This is a genomic window from Sneathiella sp. (genome assembly GCF_002694385.1).
Lineage (GTDB): Bacteria > Pseudomonadota > Alphaproteobacteria > Sneathiellales > Sneathiellaceae > Sneathiella.
This window is the reverse complement of the sequence record NZ_NZMB01000012.1, coordinates 607,308-624,756: the sequence shown is the minus strand read 5'-3', so window position 1 is coordinate 624,756 and position 17,449 is coordinate 607,308. Positions and strand designations below refer to the sequence as shown.

19 protein-coding genes, 1 tRNA gene and 1 pseudogene are annotated in these 17,449 nt (G+C 56.2%); 10 read left to right on the top strand and 11 right to left on the bottom strand.

Annotated elements, in window-relative coordinates:
- Nucleotides 1–64 precede the first annotated feature (64 nt).
- A complete protein-coding gene (locus CMN55_RS09650) occupies nt 65–616 on the top strand; it encodes an HNH endonuclease (RefSeq protein WP_293949582.1) in 552 nt (183 codons plus the stop codon).
- Nucleotides 617–710: 94 nt separating this feature from the next.
- Nucleotides 711–1,439, top strand: coding sequence for a hypothetical protein (locus CMN55_RS09645; RefSeq protein ID WP_293949581.1), 729 nt, complete (start codon nt 711–713; stop codon nt 1,437–1,439).
- Between the two features lie 19 nt (nt 1,440–1,458).
- Here the strand turns inward: CMN55_RS09645 and CMN55_RS09640 are convergent, their stop codons facing one another.
- Genes CMN55_RS09640 through CMN55_RS09630 form a run of 3 tightly spaced genes read right to left on the bottom strand, consistent with a single transcriptional unit; the run spans nt 1,459 to nt 3,148 of the window.
- Complete coding sequence (locus CMN55_RS09640) at nt 1,459–2,031, bottom strand: demethoxyubiquinone hydroxylase family protein (protein ID WP_293949580.1); 573 nt, start codon at nt 2,029–2,031, stop codon at nt 1,459–1,461.
- 9 nt (nt 2,032–2,040) lie between these two features.
- Complete coding sequence (locus CMN55_RS09635) at nt 2,041–2,529, bottom strand: disulfide bond formation protein B (protein WP_459253651.1); 489 nt, start codon at nt 2,527–2,529, stop codon at nt 2,041–2,043.
- 37 nt (nt 2,530–2,566) lie between these two features.
- Nucleotides 2,567–3,148 (bottom strand): YqaA family protein, encoded by a 582-nt coding sequence (locus CMN55_RS09630; protein ID WP_366931999.1) that lies wholly within the window; start codon nt 3,146–3,148, stop codon nt 2,567–2,569.
- Nucleotides 3,149–3,309: 161 nt separating this feature from the next.
- Here CMN55_RS09630 and CMN55_RS09625 point away from each other — a divergent pair.
- Both CMN55_RS09625 and CMN55_RS09620 read left to right on the top strand, forming a co-directional pair.
- Nucleotides 3,310–3,395: transfer RNA gene (locus CMN55_RS09625), tRNA-Leu, on the top strand.
- Between the two features lie 111 nt (nt 3,396–3,506).
- Nucleotides 3,507–4,028, top strand: coding sequence for an A24 family peptidase (locus tag CMN55_RS09620; protein WP_293949577.1), 522 nt, complete (start codon nt 3,507–3,509; stop codon nt 4,026–4,028).
- A gap of 22 nt (nt 4,029–4,050) precedes the next feature.
- On the opposite strand, the gene CMN55_RS09615 is transcribed toward CMN55_RS09620, so the two are convergent.
- From CMN55_RS09615 to CMN55_RS09605, 3 genes are read right to left on the bottom strand one after another with little or no spacing between them, the layout of a single operon-like run.
- Complete coding sequence (locus CMN55_RS09615; protein ID WP_293949576.1) at nt 4,051–4,482, bottom strand: response regulator; 432 nt, start codon at nt 4,480–4,482, stop codon at nt 4,051–4,053.
- Nucleotides 4,483–4,495: 13 nt separating this feature from the next.
- Nucleotides 4,496–5,041 carry a hypoxanthine phosphoribosyltransferase gene (hpt, locus tag CMN55_RS09610; protein ID WP_293949575.1) on the bottom strand — a complete coding sequence of 182 codons (546 nt, stop codon included), beginning with the start codon at nt 5,039–5,041 and terminating at the stop codon, nt 4,496–4,498.
- 54 nt (nt 5,042–5,095) lie between these two features.
- Nucleotides 5,096–5,782 carry a DUF3426 domain-containing protein gene (locus CMN55_RS09605; protein ID WP_293949574.1) on the bottom strand — a complete coding sequence of 229 codons (687 nt, stop codon included), beginning with the start codon at nt 5,780–5,782 and terminating at the stop codon, nt 5,096–5,098.
- Between the two features lie 123 nt (nt 5,783–5,905).
- Between CMN55_RS09605 and ftsE the strand changes: the two genes are divergently transcribed.
- The 5 genes and pseudogenes from ftsE to CMN55_RS09595 all read left to right on the top strand — a co-directional run bounded on the left by ftsE (nt 5,906) and on the right by CMN55_RS09595 (nt 11,786).
- Nucleotides 5,906–6,604: a cell division ATP-binding protein FtsE gene (gene ftsE / locus CMN55_RS09600; protein ID WP_293949573.1), complete on the top strand. Its 699-nt coding sequence runs from the start codon at nt 5,906–5,908 to the stop codon at nt 6,602–6,604.
- An 883-nt stretch (nt 6,605–7,487) separates the two neighbouring features.
- Nucleotides 7,488–8,033, top strand: a complete 546-nt coding sequence (locus tag CMN55_RS17200) for a D-glycero-alpha-D-manno-heptose-1,7-bisphosphate 7-phosphatase (protein ID WP_366931998.1) — start codon at nt 7,488–7,490, stop codon at nt 8,031–8,033.
- Nucleotides 7,978–8,640, top strand: a pseudogene (locus tag CMN55_RS17195) (YdcF family protein). The gene CMN55_RS17200 and the pseudogene CMN55_RS17195 overlap by 56 nt, the downstream one beginning before the upstream one ends.
- Nucleotides 8,641–8,693: 53 nt before the next feature.
- Complete coding sequence (locus CMN55_RS17190) at nt 8,694–9,365, top strand: lysophospholipid acyltransferase family protein (RefSeq protein ID WP_366932020.1); 672 nt, start codon at nt 8,694–8,696, stop codon at nt 9,363–9,365.
- An 87-nt stretch (nt 9,366–9,452) separates the two neighbouring features.
- Nucleotides 9,453–11,786 (top strand): adenosylcobalamin-dependent ribonucleoside-diphosphate reductase, encoded by a 2,334-nt coding sequence (locus CMN55_RS09595; RefSeq protein ID WP_293949572.1) that lies wholly within the window; start codon nt 9,453–9,455, stop codon nt 11,784–11,786.
- Nucleotides 11,787–11,792: 6 nt separating this feature from the next.
- Here the strand turns inward: CMN55_RS09595 and CMN55_RS09590 are convergent, their stop codons facing one another.
- Both CMN55_RS09590 and CMN55_RS09585 read right to left on the bottom strand, forming a co-directional pair.
- A complete protein-coding gene (locus CMN55_RS09590) occupies nt 11,793–12,392 on the bottom strand; it encodes a gamma-glutamylcyclotransferase (protein ID WP_293949571.1) in 600 nt (199 codons plus the stop codon).
- Complete coding sequence (locus CMN55_RS09585) at nt 12,392–13,300, bottom strand: DMT family transporter (RefSeq protein ID WP_293949570.1); 909 nt, start codon at nt 13,298–13,300, stop codon at nt 12,392–12,394. The genes CMN55_RS09590 and CMN55_RS09585 overlap by 1 nt, the downstream gene beginning before the upstream one ends.
- A 97-nt stretch (nt 13,301–13,397) precedes the next feature.
- Between CMN55_RS09585 and CMN55_RS09580 the strand changes: the two genes are divergently transcribed.
- Nucleotides 13,398–14,441, top strand: a complete 1,044-nt coding sequence (locus tag CMN55_RS09580; RefSeq protein WP_293949569.1) for a DUF2125 domain-containing protein — start codon at nt 13,398–13,400, stop codon at nt 14,439–14,441.
- A 23-nt stretch (nt 14,442–14,464) separates the two neighbouring features.
- On the opposite strand, the gene CMN55_RS09575 is transcribed toward CMN55_RS09580, so the two are convergent.
- The 3 genes from CMN55_RS09575 to CMN55_RS09565 are packed head-to-tail and all read right to left on the bottom strand — an operon-like array spanning nt 14,465 to nt 17,374.
- On the bottom strand, nt 14,465–15,391 hold the full coding sequence (locus CMN55_RS09575) for a prephenate/arogenate dehydrogenase family protein (RefSeq protein ID WP_293949568.1): 927 nt from the start codon (nt 15,389–15,391) through the stop codon (nt 14,465–14,467).
- 8 nt (nt 15,392–15,399) lie between these two features.
- Nucleotides 15,400–16,488 (bottom strand): histidinol-phosphate transaminase, encoded by a 1,089-nt coding sequence (hisC, locus tag CMN55_RS09570; protein WP_293949567.1) that lies wholly within the window; start codon nt 16,486–16,488, stop codon nt 15,400–15,402.
- 28 nt (nt 16,489–16,516) lie between these two features.
- Nucleotides 16,517–17,374, bottom strand: coding sequence for a chorismate mutase (locus tag CMN55_RS09565; RefSeq protein WP_293949566.1), 858 nt, complete (start codon nt 17,372–17,374; stop codon nt 16,517–16,519).
- Nucleotides 17,375–17,449: the final 75 nt, after the last annotated feature.

Here is a 17,449-nt window from a genome sequence, read left to right as displayed (position 1 = left end):
GCAATTTCACGGAGGAAGCGCCACACTTTATGAGCGGAGATCGCTTCGGGAGAGTGAAAAGCCAGTGCATGCATCCGTTGAAAAATATCCGGCCCTCGTGCTGAATGCCGATTACAGGCCGCTCAGCTATTTTCCCCTGTCGCTGTGGTCCTGGCAGGACGCCCTTAAGTCTGTGTTTCTGGAACGCGTCAATATTGTTTCGGAATATGACCGGGTTATCCGTTCCCCCAGCTTCGAAATGCGCCTGCCGAGCGTGATCTGCCTGAAACAGTATGTTCGGCAAAGCAAACAGCCTGCTTTCACCCGCTTTAACCTGTTCCTGCGTGACGGATTTCGCTGCCAGTATTGCGGATCGGCGGAGGAGCTGACCTTTGATCATGTCCTGCCGCGCCGTCTCGGCGGCCGGACGAACTGGGAAAACATCACCACGGCCTGCGCCCCGTGCAATATGAAAAAAGGCGGCCGCCTGCCGCGTGAGGCGAATATGTTTCCTGAAATAAAACCTTATATCCCGACCCCGCAAATGCTCAACCGGCAGGGCCGCGCCTTTCCGCCAAACTATCTTCATGAAAGCTGGCGCGACTATCTCTATTGGGATACCGAGCTGGAACATTAAGGATTTTCCCGCACCCACTTGCCTTACCCGCCCGTCGCCGTCTATATAGGAACCGGTTTCATTTGAACGGTTTCAAGTCGAGATGTGATGTAAAATGAGTTACGGTCTTGGTCTTTCGGAGAAAAAGCAGGCGCGGCAACGGCGTAACCGCTTTTTCAAGATTATTTTCTATATCGCCCTGATCGCCGGTGCGGGGATGTATGGCTATTATGAAGGGCAGGCCACCGCAGAGCGCCGCATCGCCGATATCGAAGGTCAGGTTATCGCCCTGACAAGTGAGAACGACCGGCTGAACGATCAGGCGCGCGCGGCGCTGGACAAACAAAGTGCCGCCCTTGCGGAAGCCCGCGCCTGGCGCGACAAGTTCGAAAATGAAATTCCAACGGGGCCTGTCCGGGATATTTTGACCCTGGTCCAGCAGCGGATCGCCGACGGGCTGGAGCCGGAACGGCTGAATTCCCTGATCACCCTCGCCCAGAACAGCCAAAATTGTGATCCGGCCCCGGAAACCAAACGTTTCATTGTTAATACGCCGATTTTCTCAAGCCCCGGCAATTCGGTCAGTCTCGGCAATGGAACCATCACTGTCACCGGTAACGGGAAATCCGTTGTCAACGAGCAGAACAAGGTAGAAGCCTGGTATGATCCGAACGAAGAGGTGGAAATCACCTTTACCCAGCTCGGCGGCCAGACGGAAAAAATGACCGGCGTCCTGCCGCTTCACAAAAGCGTTGTATTCGGCGCAAATGAATATCGCTTCAGCATTCTTGCCGGAAAACAGAGCTTCGCAACCATTTCGGCGACCCGCTGCGATTTTCCGTAAAGTCAGCGACTGGCTGCCTTCAGATGCGTGATGACAGCCAGATAGCCAGCTTTGATCCGGCCTTGACCGCCGTCGTCAGCAACTCATAGGCCGGCGCCTCACTGGCGCCTGCCTCGCGCGCGGTATCGCGATGCTCGATTTCCTCATCGCGAAAGCGGGAAATTGTTTCTTTGAGCTCGGTTTCATCTTCGCCGAGCGTGTCGAGCTGCTCACGGTAATGGGCATCAATCACTTCTTCGACCGCCTCGGTGCAGGCCATTGCCGCTTCCTTGCCGAGCAGGGCCGTCCCGGCGCCGAGCGCAAAACCCGCCACATGCCAAACCGGGCCGAGCAATGTCGGCCGCACACGCCGCTCAGCAAGAAGCTGCTCGAATTTCTCGCGATGAACGAGTTCCTGATCTCTCATATGACGAAGGGTCTCACCGGATTCCGTCTTGCCCAGAACCGCAAGCTGTCCTTCATATATCCGGACGGCGCCAAACTCTCCCGCATGATCAACCCGGATAATCCGTTCAAGCTGCTCTCGCGGATTGAGATCGCCAGGCTGGCGGCCAAAGGGTGGCTTGTCGTCTTGCGAAGATTTGTCGATCATAAACGTCTCCTACTTGCGCTTCCCTGAACCTAGCGCAGCGATGAGACAAAAGACAGCCATAACTACCGCCAGCATGACATTGTAGCCAGCCATGGAGATGCCGAAAAGAGACCAGGCCACCTCGTTACAGCGAACAATCGGTGTCGACATGATCCTGGCTTTCAGATCCTCAATATTCGAGACAGCGCCGGTATCCCCGACGCATTCGGCCGTGCCTTCCCACCACCCCTGCTCCACCCCGACGTGATAGCCGCCAATGGCCGCCGTTGTGAGAAAAGCAAAAGCACAAAAAAGCAGGAAAGGGGTCGCGCCAAACCGTTTGCTCAACGCAATTCCGGCAAGCGCAATTGCAATGACCGCCGCATAGGGCCAGCGCTGATATAGGCAGAGAACACAGGGCCAGAGGCCGAAGACATACTGAGATGTGAACGCAAAAACGAGCGCCCCCGCGGCGGCGGCAAGGGCAATCCACAAAGCATTCTTGTATAACAAGACCATGTTCCCTTGCTTTTATCCGACAATATTTCCCTGATGATTACAGCAGATACTTAATCGCCACAAAACCACCAATCAACAGGACAAAGAAAAGAATGGTGAGCAAGCCGAGATATTTCTCGATAAAGACCTGGATTGGCGCGCCAAATTTCCACAACAGTCCGGCAACAATGAAGAAACGCAGGCTGCGGGACATGACAGAAGCGAAAATGAACACAAATATATCCAGATGCGTCACGCCGCTGGCAATCGTAATCACCTTGTAGGGAAAGGGCGTTAGCCCGAAAAAGGCAACAATCCAGCCCCCCCATTCGTTATAGGCGGCACTGAATTCGATGAATTTGTCTGCGTAACCGTAAAAATCAATGATGGGCGCGCCAATCAGCTCGAAAAAGAAAGCGCCCACCAGATATCCGAACATCCCGCCAAGCACCGATGTCACACTACAAATGAAGGCAAGCCGCCAGGCTTCCGCCCGGTTGGCGAGGACCATGGGAATGAGCAGGACATCAGGCGGAATCGGGAAGAAGGAGCTTTCAATAAAGGAAACCCCACCAAGAAACCATTTTGCCCGCGGCTTCGCCGCCAGACTCATCGTAAAATCATACAAACGTCGAAGCATAATCGGGCCAGAAAATGTAATATTACCATGTTGAGATTTGGCTTTTTAGCCGCTTTCCCCCATTTCTACAATCGCTATCCTTAAAATTTGATAAACTGGGGTCTGAAGAAGTTCTATTGACCGGCTTAAAATCATCGCTATAGTGCGCATTTTCCACACTGGCCCCTGTGGCGGAATTGGTAGACGCGACAGACTCAAAATCTGTTGTCCTCAGGGCGTGCCTGTTCGAGTCAGGCCAGGGGCACCATCAAATATGCGGCGAATTATCGGATAATCCCGCCCTTTTCATTAACGCATTGATAAGACCTTGCGCGTAGAATTTTCCCAGACCTGACCACGCTGTTGATGGGGAAACGATATGCCAATTCTGATGATGTCGGCCGGCGGCCTGATGGTGGTTGCGGCCATATGGGATGTCTTCTCGCGGCGTATTCCGAATTTGCTTCCTGTCATCATTGCGCTGCTGTATTTCGTCAGCGCCGGAGCTATCGGCGACTGGGCGTCGATTCCCTGGCACCTGCTTTGTGGTCTGGGCGTTCTTGTTGTCGGGATTTTCATCTTCGCACTGGGATGGCTTGGCGGCGGTGATGTCAAGCTGCTGGCAGCCCTGGCTCTCTGGGCCGGGCCGGATCAGCTTCTTCTGTTGCTGCTGATGACCTGTCTTGCCGGCGGCGCGCTGGCGCTGGCTTTTGTTCTGCCTGTTCTGATCCTGCGTAAGCCCGCCCTCTCCGGCCTGATCGACTGGTTCTTTGTGAAAGTCCTGAAACAACCGGCGCCCATGCTGCAAACCGTCAGGAGTATGGGATTACAACTCCCCTATGGCGTCGCCATTGCCATTGCCGGGGCGGTTGTCTTTTACCAGTATTTCAAGGTCCTGTAGTCGGCCAGCCCTGCAAAGGCCGTCAGCTTTTATCCCGCTTCTGTCGTTGCAATCCCTCATCCGACGTGGTTGCGGGGCGTAACGGGCTGCGGTCACTCGTCAGCGCCTCATTCACCTTCTCGCAGATTTCATCAAGCGTGAAGGGCTTGGCAATCACGTCATGGATCAGCATGTCAAGATTATAGGCGCGCTGTCGTTCCGCCGCATAGCCGGTCATCATCAGAATGCGAAGATCGGGAAAATCCTTCGAGACTTTGAGAGCAAGCGCAATTCCGTCCATCACCGGCATCACGATATCGGTCAGCAGCAGATCGAATGGCTGGCCTTTCTGCAAGGTGACAAGCGCGGCGGCGCCATCATTAACGGTAACCACCTCATGGCCATGATATGTCAGGGCGCGGCTGATAAATTCCCGAAGCGCGGCCTCATCCTCAGCAATCAGTATGCGCGCCATTCATGCCCTCCGTTCAGTGCCTGACAATATAACCGATATAGGGCAGTTCGCGAAAATAATGCGCATAATCGAGGCCATAGCCGACGACAAACAGATCCGGGCAGTCAAACCCGACGAAATCCGCCTCGAAATCTGCGACCCGTTTGCCTTTCTTGTCGAGCATCAGGCAGGTCTTGACCATGGCGGCCCCGCGCGCGTAAAGCTCTTTTCTGGCGAAGGCCATGGTTCGGCCCGATTCCAGAATATCATCAATCAACAGAACCTTGCGTCCCTTCACCGTATCAACAATATCCCGGGTGATGACAACATTGCCGCTGCTGACCGTCTTGTCGCCATAGGAAGAGAGCGCCATAAAATCAATCTGCGGATTGACCCCGGCATGGTGCAGCGCGCGGATCAGGTCCGCCGCAAAAACAAAACTGCCTTTCAGAACCGCAATTACCAGAATATCCGACCCCATGGTCGCCGCAATTTCTTCCGCGAGCTCCTGATTGCGCCGTGAAATATCCGCGCTGGCAAAAAGGATTTCAATATCCGGTTTCGTCTCGCCCGCGTTCATCTCGACCCTTCCTTTATGGCAGCGATTAACGTCATCGCCAATACAATCCGACGGTCATCTCTCAGGGTCAATCAGATCGACCTTGACATTTTTTGCCTCCTCGGGCGGCTGATTCATGCTGCTGGAAAACTCCACCTGCCCCCATGGCATGACTTGCGGTTCCTCAACCGTCGTCGTCCAGCTATACACCGTCTGCCCGTCTCCATCGATTAACGCGATCCTGATCCGCGGCAAAGGCTGCGGACTGGCCGTCACATTCTTGATAATGCCGGAGACCGTCAGCGTGGTCACGTCATTTTGCAAAATGGAGCGTGTTTTCAGATCATGAATTTCAAGTCCCAGCATATTGCGGGTTTCCACATCAATGCGCAGGGACTGATAGAGAGGGGCGCTGCCAGGCCAGAGCTGTACGACGATATTGCGGGCAAAATAGGCGCCCGCAACAAGAAGCATTACCAACAGCAGTAGCAGAAACCAGCCGATCCAGCTCCGCTTGCCCTTTTTCTGTGGCGGCGCAGGCGCCTTGCGTGGCGCCGTCATCTGTTCGATACTCAGGCCTTCTTCGGGCTGCGGCTCTGGTTGCGCCGGTTCTGCCGCAGCAACCGGTTTTGGCATGTCATCGGGCTGAAATTCACGCCATTTATGGCCGCATTTGGCGCATTTGACGGCGCGGCCTTCCGGCCCAATGGTAACCGGATCGATGGAATAACGGGTTGCGCAACTGGGACAGGTTAAAATCATCGGCGAGAGTCACCATCTCACGAATTAAAGTTTCTTTTTTATAGGCGTTTGCTTGCACATGCACAAGACTGGCTGATAAATCTATCATAGTTTATGCTCAGACGCGTTTTGCCCGGAGGACGAATGGTCAGGTTTGAAAATGTCGGAATGCGATATGGCCTCGGACCGGAGGTGCTGCGCGATGTCAGTTTTGACCTGCAACCCGGATCCTTTCATTTTCTCACCGGCCCGACGGGCGCGGGGAAAAGTTCCCTGCTCAAACTGCTCGCCCTTTCCCATCGGCCAAGCCGAGGCCTGATTACGTTGTTCAACAAGGAAGTTTCGGGCATTCCGCGCGATGATCTGCCTGCCATGCGCCGCAAGATCGGCGTCGTGTTTCAGGATTTCCGCCTGCTTGATCATCTCTCCGCCCTTGAAAATGTGGCGCTGCCGCTGAAAATCGCCGGGGCGAAGAATGACCAGATTTACAAACATGTGGCGGAACTACTGGAATGGGTCGGTCTTGGCCGCCAGGTGGATGCCAAACCACCGACGCTATCAGGCGGGGAGAAACAGCGTGTCGCCATCGCCCGCGCCGTCATCAACCGTCCGCAATTGCTGATCGCCGACGAACCCACGGGCAGCATGGACTGGGAAATGGGCCTGCGTCTCATGTATCTTTTTCAGGAACTCAACAAAATCGGCACAACCGTTGTCGTCGCGACCCACGATCTCGAACTGATCAAACGCTTTGGCAATCCGGTCATGTATCTGAAAGACGGCCTTCTCGCCATGCGTCGTCAGAATGAGGTGCCCAGTCAGTTCAGCGGGGAAGGATCATGATTCCTTTTTTCGACAAAACCGCAGAACTGCAACTGGAAAAGGATGTCTCCACCCGCTATCTGCCCGTGGTTATTTCCGCCATGATCTTCTTGGCTGCCCTGGCAATCGGCGGGCTGTTTTCCTTCAACAACGCCATCGGCATCTGGTCACAAACCCTGACCGGTAATCTCACCGTGGAAATCGCGCATGACCCGGCGTCTGATCTCGATAAAAAAGTTGCCGATGCCATTGCGCTTTTGACTGCAACGCCCGGGGTCTCCTCTGCGCGGGCTATTGAACAGGCGGAAACATTGAAGCTGCTGGAGCCTTTCCTTGGGCGCAATGCCGCCCTAGGCGAGCTCCCTATTCCCCGCCTGATTGAAGTGGTGATCGCAAAGGGCAGCGCGGTTGATCTGGCCGCCCTCAATGAGAAGTTGGGAGCGGCGGTGCCTGGCGCAAGGATGGATATCTATCGGCCGTGGCTCGATAAAATGGTGCTGCTGGGTCGCTCGGTCCAGCTCCTTGCGGGAGGGATCATGCTGCTGATCGGCGCGGTCACCGTTATCATCGTCATCTTTGCCGTCCGCACCGGTCTGATCATGCATTCGGGAGTCATACAGGTGCTGCATCTGATTGGCGCGCGCGACAGCTATATTGCCGAGCAGTTTCAGAATTACTTTGCCCGACTCAGCTTTCTCGGCTCCCTGCCGGGCCTGATCGTCGCCATCATTGTCATGTTTATCTTCAACTTTCTCGTCGGTTCTCTGGAGGCCTCAATGCTGCCGCCCATGACCATTGGCATTGAAGGGATTGTCGCGCTTCTGCTGCTGCCGGTTNTGGTGGCGCTGCTGACAAGGTTTACCGTGCGCAGGGTCGTGATGCGAACATTGAGCCGGATGATGTAATGCTTGTGATACTGGACAGNGATGGCGTCATAAATGAGGACCGCGCGGATTTCGTNAANACNCCGGNGGAACTTGTCTTCATCCCGAACGCCCTTGANGCNGTNGCCCGGCTGAACAGCCGGGGNCANAGGNTGGTGGTGGCNACCAACCAGTCCTGCGTTGGNCGNGGNATTATCACCGANGAACAGCTTGCCGTCATTCATGGCAAGCTGCTTGATGCTCTGGCCAGNGTTTCCGGACGGCTCGANGACATCATTGTTGCCCCCGACGCNCCTTGGGAAGCCAGTGACAGACGCAAGCCCGGTCCCGGCATGCTGATCGANGCCATGCGNAAGTTTGGGCAGCGCCCCGGGGANACCGTCTTTATCGGCGACAGCCTGCGGGATTTGCAAGCCGCCCATGCGGCAGGGTGCCATCGCATTCTGGTGCAGACNGGCAAGGGTCACAAAACCCTCTCGGCNGGAATTGANCGTAAATTGCTGCCCGTNCATGTNGCGCGCGATCTTGATGAGGCCGCCGACTATATTCTGGACGGGAGATTNTAACATGTTCCGCCAGATCAANCCGNTNCTGATATTNNTTTTNCTGCTNACCTNTATCTGGATCGGNGGCTTCCTCACCTATATGTCGGATGTTGAGGGCCCGCCGCCTGCGCCATCGCNCAAGCTGGACGGCATCGTCATCCTGACGGGAACGCCCGCACGGCTGACCGCCGGATTTGATCTGNTGAAGNAAAATGAGGGCGCGCGGNTGCTNGTCTCCGGCGTCAATTCAAANGTNACNCGNGAGANGCTTCGNCANGCNATGGGCCAGAGTGAGCGGCTGATGGATTGCTGCGTCGATCTCGGGCGACTTGCGCGGAATACGGAAGGCAATGCCTATGANACATATCTCTGGGCGAAAACGAACAATTATAGCAATCTTGCCATTGTCACCAGCGCNTACCATATGCCAAGAAGCCTGATCGAGCTGAAACGCTATATGCCNGNTGTAANGNTGNNTGCCTATCCGGTGGCGAATGATACNCTGGGCTTNGAGGATTGGTGGAAAANNCCGAAATCTTTCCTGATTGTCGCNGGAGAGTTCAATAAATATGTTTTCAGCCTNNTCCGGGCANGTCTGGATGACTGGCAGCAAGAGAGAGATGCGTGACAGCAATAAGATCCNTAGGTTTTTTCATCTGTTTTTTTGTCTGGTCCGTGATCATGAATCTGGTCTTTATTCCNGCGCTGCTGCTGGATAAGAAATGGATCGTGCTGGGTCAGCGGATCTGGTCNNGNGGCATCATCTTCCTGNTGCAAACCATTTGCGGCCTGCGGCTTGAAATTCGCGGGCGCGAATATATCCCCAATGGTGCAGGNATTATNGCGGCCAANCATCAATCNGCGTTCGAGACAATGGTCTTTCACGAAATTACCGACGACCCNGCCATCATCCTCAAGAAAGAGCTGCTCAATATCCCTGTCTATGGCTGGTATTGCCGCAAGACNGAAATGATCGCNGTNGATCGCAAGGGCCATGCCGCCGCCCTCAAATCCATGCTCGCGCANGCCGGAAAGGCAATCGCGAATAACCGGCCGATNATCATTTTNCCGGAAGGCACCCGCTCTCCTCTCGATCAGGACCTGCCNTTTCAGCCGGGAATCGCCGCGCTTTATTCAAAGCTGGATCAGCCGGTGACGCCGGTTGCCCTCAACACCGGGCTTTTCTGGCCCCGCAAAAGCTTNTTCTGCCGTCCNGGCGTGATGGTCATGGAATTNCTGCCGCCNATCGAGCCGGGNCTGGACCGCAAGACCTTCATGGCCGAGCTGAAATNNCGNATTGAAGCGAAAACNGANGAACTGGTTGCGGANGNGCGCGCGAAATACCTCTCGTAACCNNNCNCAATNACAGATAAAATTTTGCGTCCANCCCCTTTCGNCTTATATTCAAAGANTAAGNTANATTTGACAGAAGGTGCCCNCATGTCNCCCGTTGCCCCNATATCGCAACAAATCTGGGACATGAAATACCGNTTCCGCTCNCCGGACGGCGGCGCGAANGAGCGCTCGATCGAGGAAAGCTGGCGGCGGGTCGCCCGCGCCGTTGCCGCGGCTGAGCCGGAAAAGTCCCGCAAAAAATGGGAAGACCGCTTCTATGCATTGCTGGAGGATTACAAATTCCTGCCGGCAGGGCGCATTCTTTCGGGCGCCGGAACGGACCGCAAGGTCACCCTGTTCAACTGCTTCGTCATGGGCGATATCGGCGATGACATGGCGTCCATCTTCGAAAATCTGAAAGAGGCGGCCCTCACCATGCAGCAGGGCGGCGGGATCGGCTATAACTTCTCCACCCTCCGGCCCAAGGGCGCACCTGTCAAGGCGCTCGGCTCCGACGCTTCCGGCCCGCTCAGCTTTATGGATGTCTGGGACAGCATGTGCCGCACGATCATGAGCGCCGGCTCCCGCCGCGGTGCCATGATGGCGACGTTACGCTGTGATCATCCGGATATCCTCAGCTTTATCCGGGCGAAGCAGGATCCGGGCCGTCTTCGCATGTTCAACCTGTCCGTCCTTGTCACCGACGCCTTTATGGAGGCGGTGAAACGCGATGATAACTGGGAACTGCGCTTTGATGGCACCCTGTACAAGACGATCCGGGCGCGTGATCTGTGGGATGAGATCATGCGCGCCACCTACGCCTTTGCGGAGCCCGGCGTCATCTTCATTGACCGCATCAACAACCGCAACAATCTTTATTATGCGGAAACCATTACCGGGACAAACCCTTGCGGCGAACAACCCCTGCCCGCCTACGGGGCCTGCCTGCTCGGCTCCGTCAATCTCACCCGCCTGATCCGCGATCCGTTTGGCAAGAACCCGACCATGGATGTGAAGAAGCTGGATGCGGTGGTGCGCGATGCCGTCCGGCTGATGGACAATGTTATCGATATTTCCGGCTATCCGCTGCCGGAACAGGCCAATGAGGCCCGCACCAAACGGCGGATCGGACTTGGTATCACCGGTCTTGCCGATGCGCTGATCATGTGCGGGGTCCGGTATGGCTCGGACAGGGCGCTCACCCTGACCCGCAAATGGATGGCTGAAATCCAGCGATCTGCCTATCTGGCCTCCACCGACATTGCCGCCGAGAAAGGCAGTTTCCCTCTTTTTGATAGGGAAAAATATCTTGCCGGTGAAACCGTTCAATCGCTGCCCGAAGAGGTACAGCGAGCCATCGCGGAGAAAGGCATTCGCAACGCGCTGCTGACCTCTGTCGCGCCGACCGGAACCATCTCCCTGCTCGCCGATAATATCTCCAGCGGGATCGAGCCTGTTTTCAGCTTTTCCTATACCCGCAATGTGCTGATGCCGGACGATACGCGCAAGGCCGAAGAAGTGACGGATTATGCGCTGCGGCTTTATCGCCGCCTGAAGGGAGAAGACGCGCCGCTGCCCGATTATTTCGTCGATGCACAGGTTCTGACACCACCGGATCATGTCAAAATGCAGGCGGTGGTGCAGGAATTTATCGACAGCTCCATTTCAAAAACCATCAACTGCCCCGAAGATATCAGCTTCGAGAATTTCAAGGATATCTACCTGCAGGCCTATGAGCAGGGCTGCAAGGGCTGCACCACCTATCGTCCCAATGATGTGACCGGCGCGGTGCTGGAGGTGAGCAAGAAATCAGGAGAGGGAGCGGACCCGCAACCCGCCCTGCCACTGGAGGAACCCTATAGCAAACCATCCGACAGTTTCGAGGCCGGTGGCATCGTCTATATGACCAAACCGCTGGACCGGCCCGGCACCCTGCCCGGGCAGACCTACAAGCTCCGCTGGCCCGAAAGCAACCACGCCATATATATAACAATCAATGACATCATTCAGGATGGCCGACGCCGTCCTTTCGAGATTTTCATCAACTCGAAGAATGTCGAGCATTTCGCCTGGACCGTCGCCCTCACCCGCATGATTTCCGCCGTTTTCCGCCGCGGCGGCGATGTCAGCTTCGTGGTGGGTGAGTTGAAAGCCGTGTTTGATCCGCGCGGCGGCGCCTGGGTGCAGGGCAAATATGTCCCCTCCCTTCTTGCCGCCATCGGCGAAGTCATCGAAACCCATATGATCCAGATCGGCTTTCTCCCTGTCCCGGCGGAAAAGGGAGGAGAGCGCGACGCGGTGGCAAAAGTCCGGATGCAGGGGGACGGCAAGCCAATCGAAGGACTGTTGCGTCAATGTCCACAATGCGGGGAGGCCGGGCTGATCCGTCTGGAAGGCTGCGATACCTGCACCACCTGCGGCTATTCCAAATGCAGTTAAGGCGCATCAGCCGCCTGCTTCAATCTTCTGCATGATACGGTGAAGCGGCCCATCGGCAATGCCGAAGGCGTCAAGATGTTCCAGCGTGCTTTTCAGATACTCCACATTCGGCCCGCCGCGCCCGTGCGCGCGGGCGATGATGCGCGCCGCATCTTCCTCGGCCGGTTTGCCGCAATATTGCTCATGCAGCGGATCGGCAACGAAAGTAAGGGCAGAGGCCATGATACCCGTCTGTAAAAGCCGGATACGCACCATTTTCGGACGGTAGACGCTGGTCACCATTTCCCGGCGGTAGAGATAGTCGATCACCGGTTCGCGAATATCGGCCGGGCAGAGGATGCCCTTGCCCCGGCAGGAGCCCCCCCGATCCAGCCCGAGCACGAGCCCCGGATTTTCATGCGTTCCCCGATGCACCACGGATGTCACGCAAAAGGCCCGGTGATAACCGTAAAGCTGCGCATCCTCTATTCCGAGATGTTCGAACCCCGGCCGCCACATCAGCGAACCGTATCCGAAGATCCAGAGATCCTCCCCCTCCGGCAAGTCTGGCAGGGGGTAATCGACAGGCGGCAGATCCGGTTCCAATACAAGGTCGTATTTTCGCATTATACCTTCTTCACTCCGCCTTTTTTGTAATTCACAAGCGCAACGCCGATGGCCGCAATTGCCATCCCGATAAGAGCCAACGTCCCCAGCTGCTCGTCAAACAGCACAAAGGCGACAATCGCCGTACAGGGCGGTGTCAGATAAAAAAGGCTCGACACATTGGCGGCCGCACCGCTTCGCAACAGCAGGTAAAGAAGCGTCATGGCGCCAAGGGAGAGCACAATGACCAACCAGCCGAGAGCAAAAAGCAGCTCACCGGACCAGATAATCTCCCGCGTCTCAAAAAAGAACGACATCGCCGTGAAATAGATTGCCGCCACAGCAAACTGGATCAGGTTACCGCTCTTGATATTCATATCGGAACAGAATTTCTTCTGATACAGCGTGCCCGCCGAAATGCTGATCAGGGCGATAAAGGACAGCCCCATGCCAAAGAATGTTCCCTCACCGATGGCAAGTTTGTTGAACACCACCAGAAACACTCCGGAAAGGCCCAGCAGCAGACCGATCCATTTTTGCAGCGATACCCGCTCCTGCAGCAGGAAGCCCGCGAGCGCGGCAACGATCAGCGGCTGGATTCCGACAATCAGCGCGGACACACCCGCCGAAGTGCCCGCTGCGATCGACATGAAAACAAAGCCGAGATACCCGCCATGCATCAGCAGGCCGCCGATGGAAATATGCAGATAATCACGCTTGCGCACCGGCCAGTGAGTTCGGGTCAGCAGAACCACCGGCAGCATAAGTATCACACAAAGAATGAAGCGGACGGCCAGAAATGTCAGCGGCTCGATATAGGGAAGGCCGAGCTTCGCCCCGATGAAGCCGGTGCTCCACAGAAAGACGAAAACTGCAGGCATTGCCTTGAGAGAGACCGTCTCCGATACCGATGGTGATTTCCCGGTCATGTGACTGAAGGCCCTTTGTCATGAAAATTTGTGACATCCGCCCCTCTTTCTATATAGTCTGCCGGGCAGTGACACAAGCAACCAGCGCGGATTGATAATGCGTATTCTCTACGGCGGAATTCTGGCCCTGATCCTCTTTGTCGGAGGCTATGTTTTCTGGTGGAATCATGTGGCCGAGCAGATGCTTATCCAGGCGGAAAGATGGCAGGCCGCGCGGGTGGCAGAAGGATATGAAATCAGCCACAAGCCCCTCACCACCTCCGGTTTCCCCTATCGAGTTGCGGTAACGGCGGAAGACCTTTCCATCGCCAACCCCGGCCATGAATATGCACCGCGCATGGAGATCCTGCGCTTCTGGGCGATAGTACAGCCGTGGCGGATCAATCATGTGATCTACGGGATTGAAGGAACGGGCAAAGCCGTCTGGCAGGAAAAGGGCGCGACGAGAGAGGTAACCTTCACGGCGGCCTCTATTCTCGGCAGTGCGACCTTCAACCTCCAGGGGCGTATGCAGACCGCCGCCCTCGATATCAAGGAACTGAACGCAACGCCTTCCTGGCGGCCGCCTGTCAGCGCCGGGCGTGTACAGCTTCATGGCCGTCCAAGGCACCCGGAGACGGAGGAAAAATCCGCGCCAGAAAAAGCAGGCGGACAGCAGATCGCCCTCCGGATCCATAATCTTGTTATCGACGGGATGGAGGATTTCCCGCTCGGATCACAAATTGAGGATTTTTCGATTTCCAGCACCCTCCATGGCACCATCCGGCGCTTGCCCGCAAAAGACACACTGGCCGAATGGCGCGATGCGGGCGGATATGTCGATATCGAGGCATTGCAAATAAACTGGGGCCAGGGCTCCCTTCAGGGAGAAGGCCGCGTTACGCTGGATGAACTGTTGCGCCCGCAAGGAACCATCAATGCCCGTATCGCAGGCTACCGGGAAATTTTGGCGGCACTGATATCCACTGGACAGATCAACCCCGATGCCGGTGTCACAATCGGTTTCGGCCTTGATCTTCTGGCTCGGGAAGATGACAGCGGCAGGCGCTTTATCGGCTTGCCGTTATCATCTCAGAACGGCCGTCTCTATCTCGGCCCCGTTTACCTGATGAATGTCCCTGCCGTTACGGGCGCAAGCTGACCGGACCGAAGCGCCCTATCAAGCTATTCTTCCGATTTATGGGTTCGGCCGAAGTCCGGCTCCGGCGTTTCCTGCCCGGCATCGATAATCTGGCGGCGGATCGCCCGCGTGCGCGAGAAAATCTTAAACAGAGTCTCCCCGTCCTCCCAGCGGATCGCGCGCTGCAACTGCGCCAGATCTTCGGTAAACCGGCCGAGCATTTCCAGAACTGCCTCCTTGTTATGCAGGAAGACATCCCGCCACATGGTCGGATCAGAGGCCGCAATGCGGGTGAAATCCCGAAAACCACCGGCGGAGTATTTGATCACTTCCGATTGCGTGACATCTTCCAGATCATCCGCGGTGCCAACGATGTTATAGGCAATCAGATGCGGAATATGTGAAGTGATGGCGAGCACCAGATCGTGATGCGCGGGATCCATCGTCTCAACCTTGCTGCCCATCGCCGCCCAGAACGCGCCCAGCTTCTCGACTGCCGCCTCGCTTGCCTGATCGCAAGGGGTCAGGATACACCAGCGATTGATGAACAATTCGGCAAAACCGGCGGCCGGGCCCGATTTTTCGGTTCCCGCCACCGGGTGTCCCGGAATGAAATCGACGCCCTCCGGAATATGCGGCCCGATCGCCTTGACAACCGCGCCTTTGACGGAGCCCACATCGGTCACAATCGCGCCTTGTTCAAGGTGCGGCGCAATCTGTTCGGCAATCGCCGCATAGGTTCCGACCGGAGTGCAGAGAACAACCAGATCCGCGCCCTTTACCGCCTCAACCGGGCTTTCATAGGCCGCATCGACAACGCCAAGCTCCTTGGCGATGCGACGGCTGTCAGCCGTGCGCGCCGCACAGACGATTTCCTCCGCCAGGCCTTGTTTGCGCGCCGCGCGTGCGATGGACGAGCCGATCAGACCGATGCCGATCAGCGCCAGCCGTTTGAATTTAACTTCCGTCATAACCTTGTCTATGTGCCGAGGAAATCCCTCAGCGCCTCTGTTACCGCGTGGTTTTCATCATCAAGCCCGATGCTCATACGCAGGCAGGTGGCCAGGCCATAGCCCGCAACAGAGCGCAGCAGAAGGCCGCGTTCCGCCAGATAGCTTTCGGCCTCAGCGGCGGTTTTACCACTATCCTCAAAATCAATCAGCAGGAAATTGCCAACACTCGGCGTGACACCAAGGCCCATCCCGCGAAATGCCTGCGTCAGGATCGGCAGCCATTTATCATTATGACGGCGGGCGGTTTCGATATGTGCCTGATCCCTGACCGCTTCAACGCCCCCCGCCTGGGCGAGGCTATTGACATTGAAGGGCCCGCGCACCCGTTGCAGGACATCAATAACGCCCGGCGGACAATAAGCCCAGCCAAGACGCAGCGCCGCCAGACCATAAATCTTGGAAAAGGTCCGCGTCATGACCACATTGTCATGGGCCTCAACCAGTTCGGCGCCCGCCGAATAATCGTTATTGGATACATATTCCGCATAGGCGGCATCCAGTACCAGCAGGATATCATCGCGAAGATGCGCACGCAGGCGCACCACCTCGGCATGCGGAAGATAGGTGCCTGTCGGGTTGTTGGGGTTGGCGAGAAAGACAATCTTCGTCCGGTCCGTGACCGCCGCCAGCAGATTATCGACACTGACCGTCCGGTCAACCTCCGGCGCCTTTACCGGCGTCGCGCCCGCGACCTTGGCCGAAATGGCATACATAAGGAAGCCATATTCGCTGAACAGAACCTCATCACCCGGCCCGACATAAGCGGTATTGAGCAGCGAGATAATCTCATCCGATCCATTACCGCAGACGATGCGTGATGCATCAAGCCCATGCATCTGTGCAATCGCCTCAATCAGTTCATGGGCCCCGCCATCGGGATAGCGATGTGCGGCCACCGCCGCCGCCCGGATCGCCTCAACCGCCTTCGGGCTGGGGCCAAGCGGTGATTCATTGGAGGAAAGCTTCGCCACCTTCTGGTTTTCGCCCGCCTTCGACTTGCCGCCGACATAGGGCGAAATAGTAAGAATGGCAGGTTGCGGAACCGGTGTTGTCATGGATGTTCTCTTGTCTGGGATCGATCAGTTATTTTATCGGCACAGCATAGGCGCCCAGCAGGACAGCCTTGATAAAAACCTCGCCGCTGATACGGCCCAGATCTTCAAGACGTGAATCCCCTTTCGCCACGAATTCCGGCATTTCAATCAGATGCAGCCAGTCCCCGTCATTGCCATCGGGCTGACGGGAATCCACGCAATGACCTTTTAGCCCGGCTTTGCCAAGGTTTTCATTAAGACGCGCCCGGCTGACTTCTTCGCGCGTGATGATGACCATCACCGTCACATCATCGCCCGAGGGCTCCGGTTCCGCCTGACCGATGACAAGGGAGTTGAGATCCTCGAACTCACCCGATGGATTGTCAAGAAACGGCAGGGCGGCGAGGATTTTCGGCACATTCTCCCCCCCTTGCGCAAGATGCGTCCACCAGCTATCCCGCTCCCGCGTCAGCCACGGCAGAACGCCGAGCGTTGACGGGTTGTCATACACTTCCCGCAACACATTGGTCGGGCTCTGATGCAGTTTCATCGGTGTGGCCGAGCCAAAATGAAACCGCGCCAAATCCCAGTATCCTACGGATTTATCAGGCGCGGTTATCGAGACCGAGTAGGGCTTCTGCATCCAGCCCACGGCAGCAATCAATTCACGCCAGATCGCGGCGACCACGGTGTCGGAAAGTTTGCTGGAATGTTTCTCAAGAATTTTGCGCAGGATGATAGCCTCACGGCCGGGACGAAAGGCCAGCGGCTTGCCATCTTCCTTCTTCGCGGACGCAATATCGCCGACGATTGCAATCCGCTTTTCCAGCACTGATAATAGCTCTTCATCCAGACGGTCAATTTCAGCCCGGAGAGCCTCCAATTTAGTATTTTTTATTGTCACCATTGCTACCCGAACTAACAGACAGTTGCGTCAAAATTGGAGCATAAACCCCGCAGTTTGGCAAAGAATATATTGACA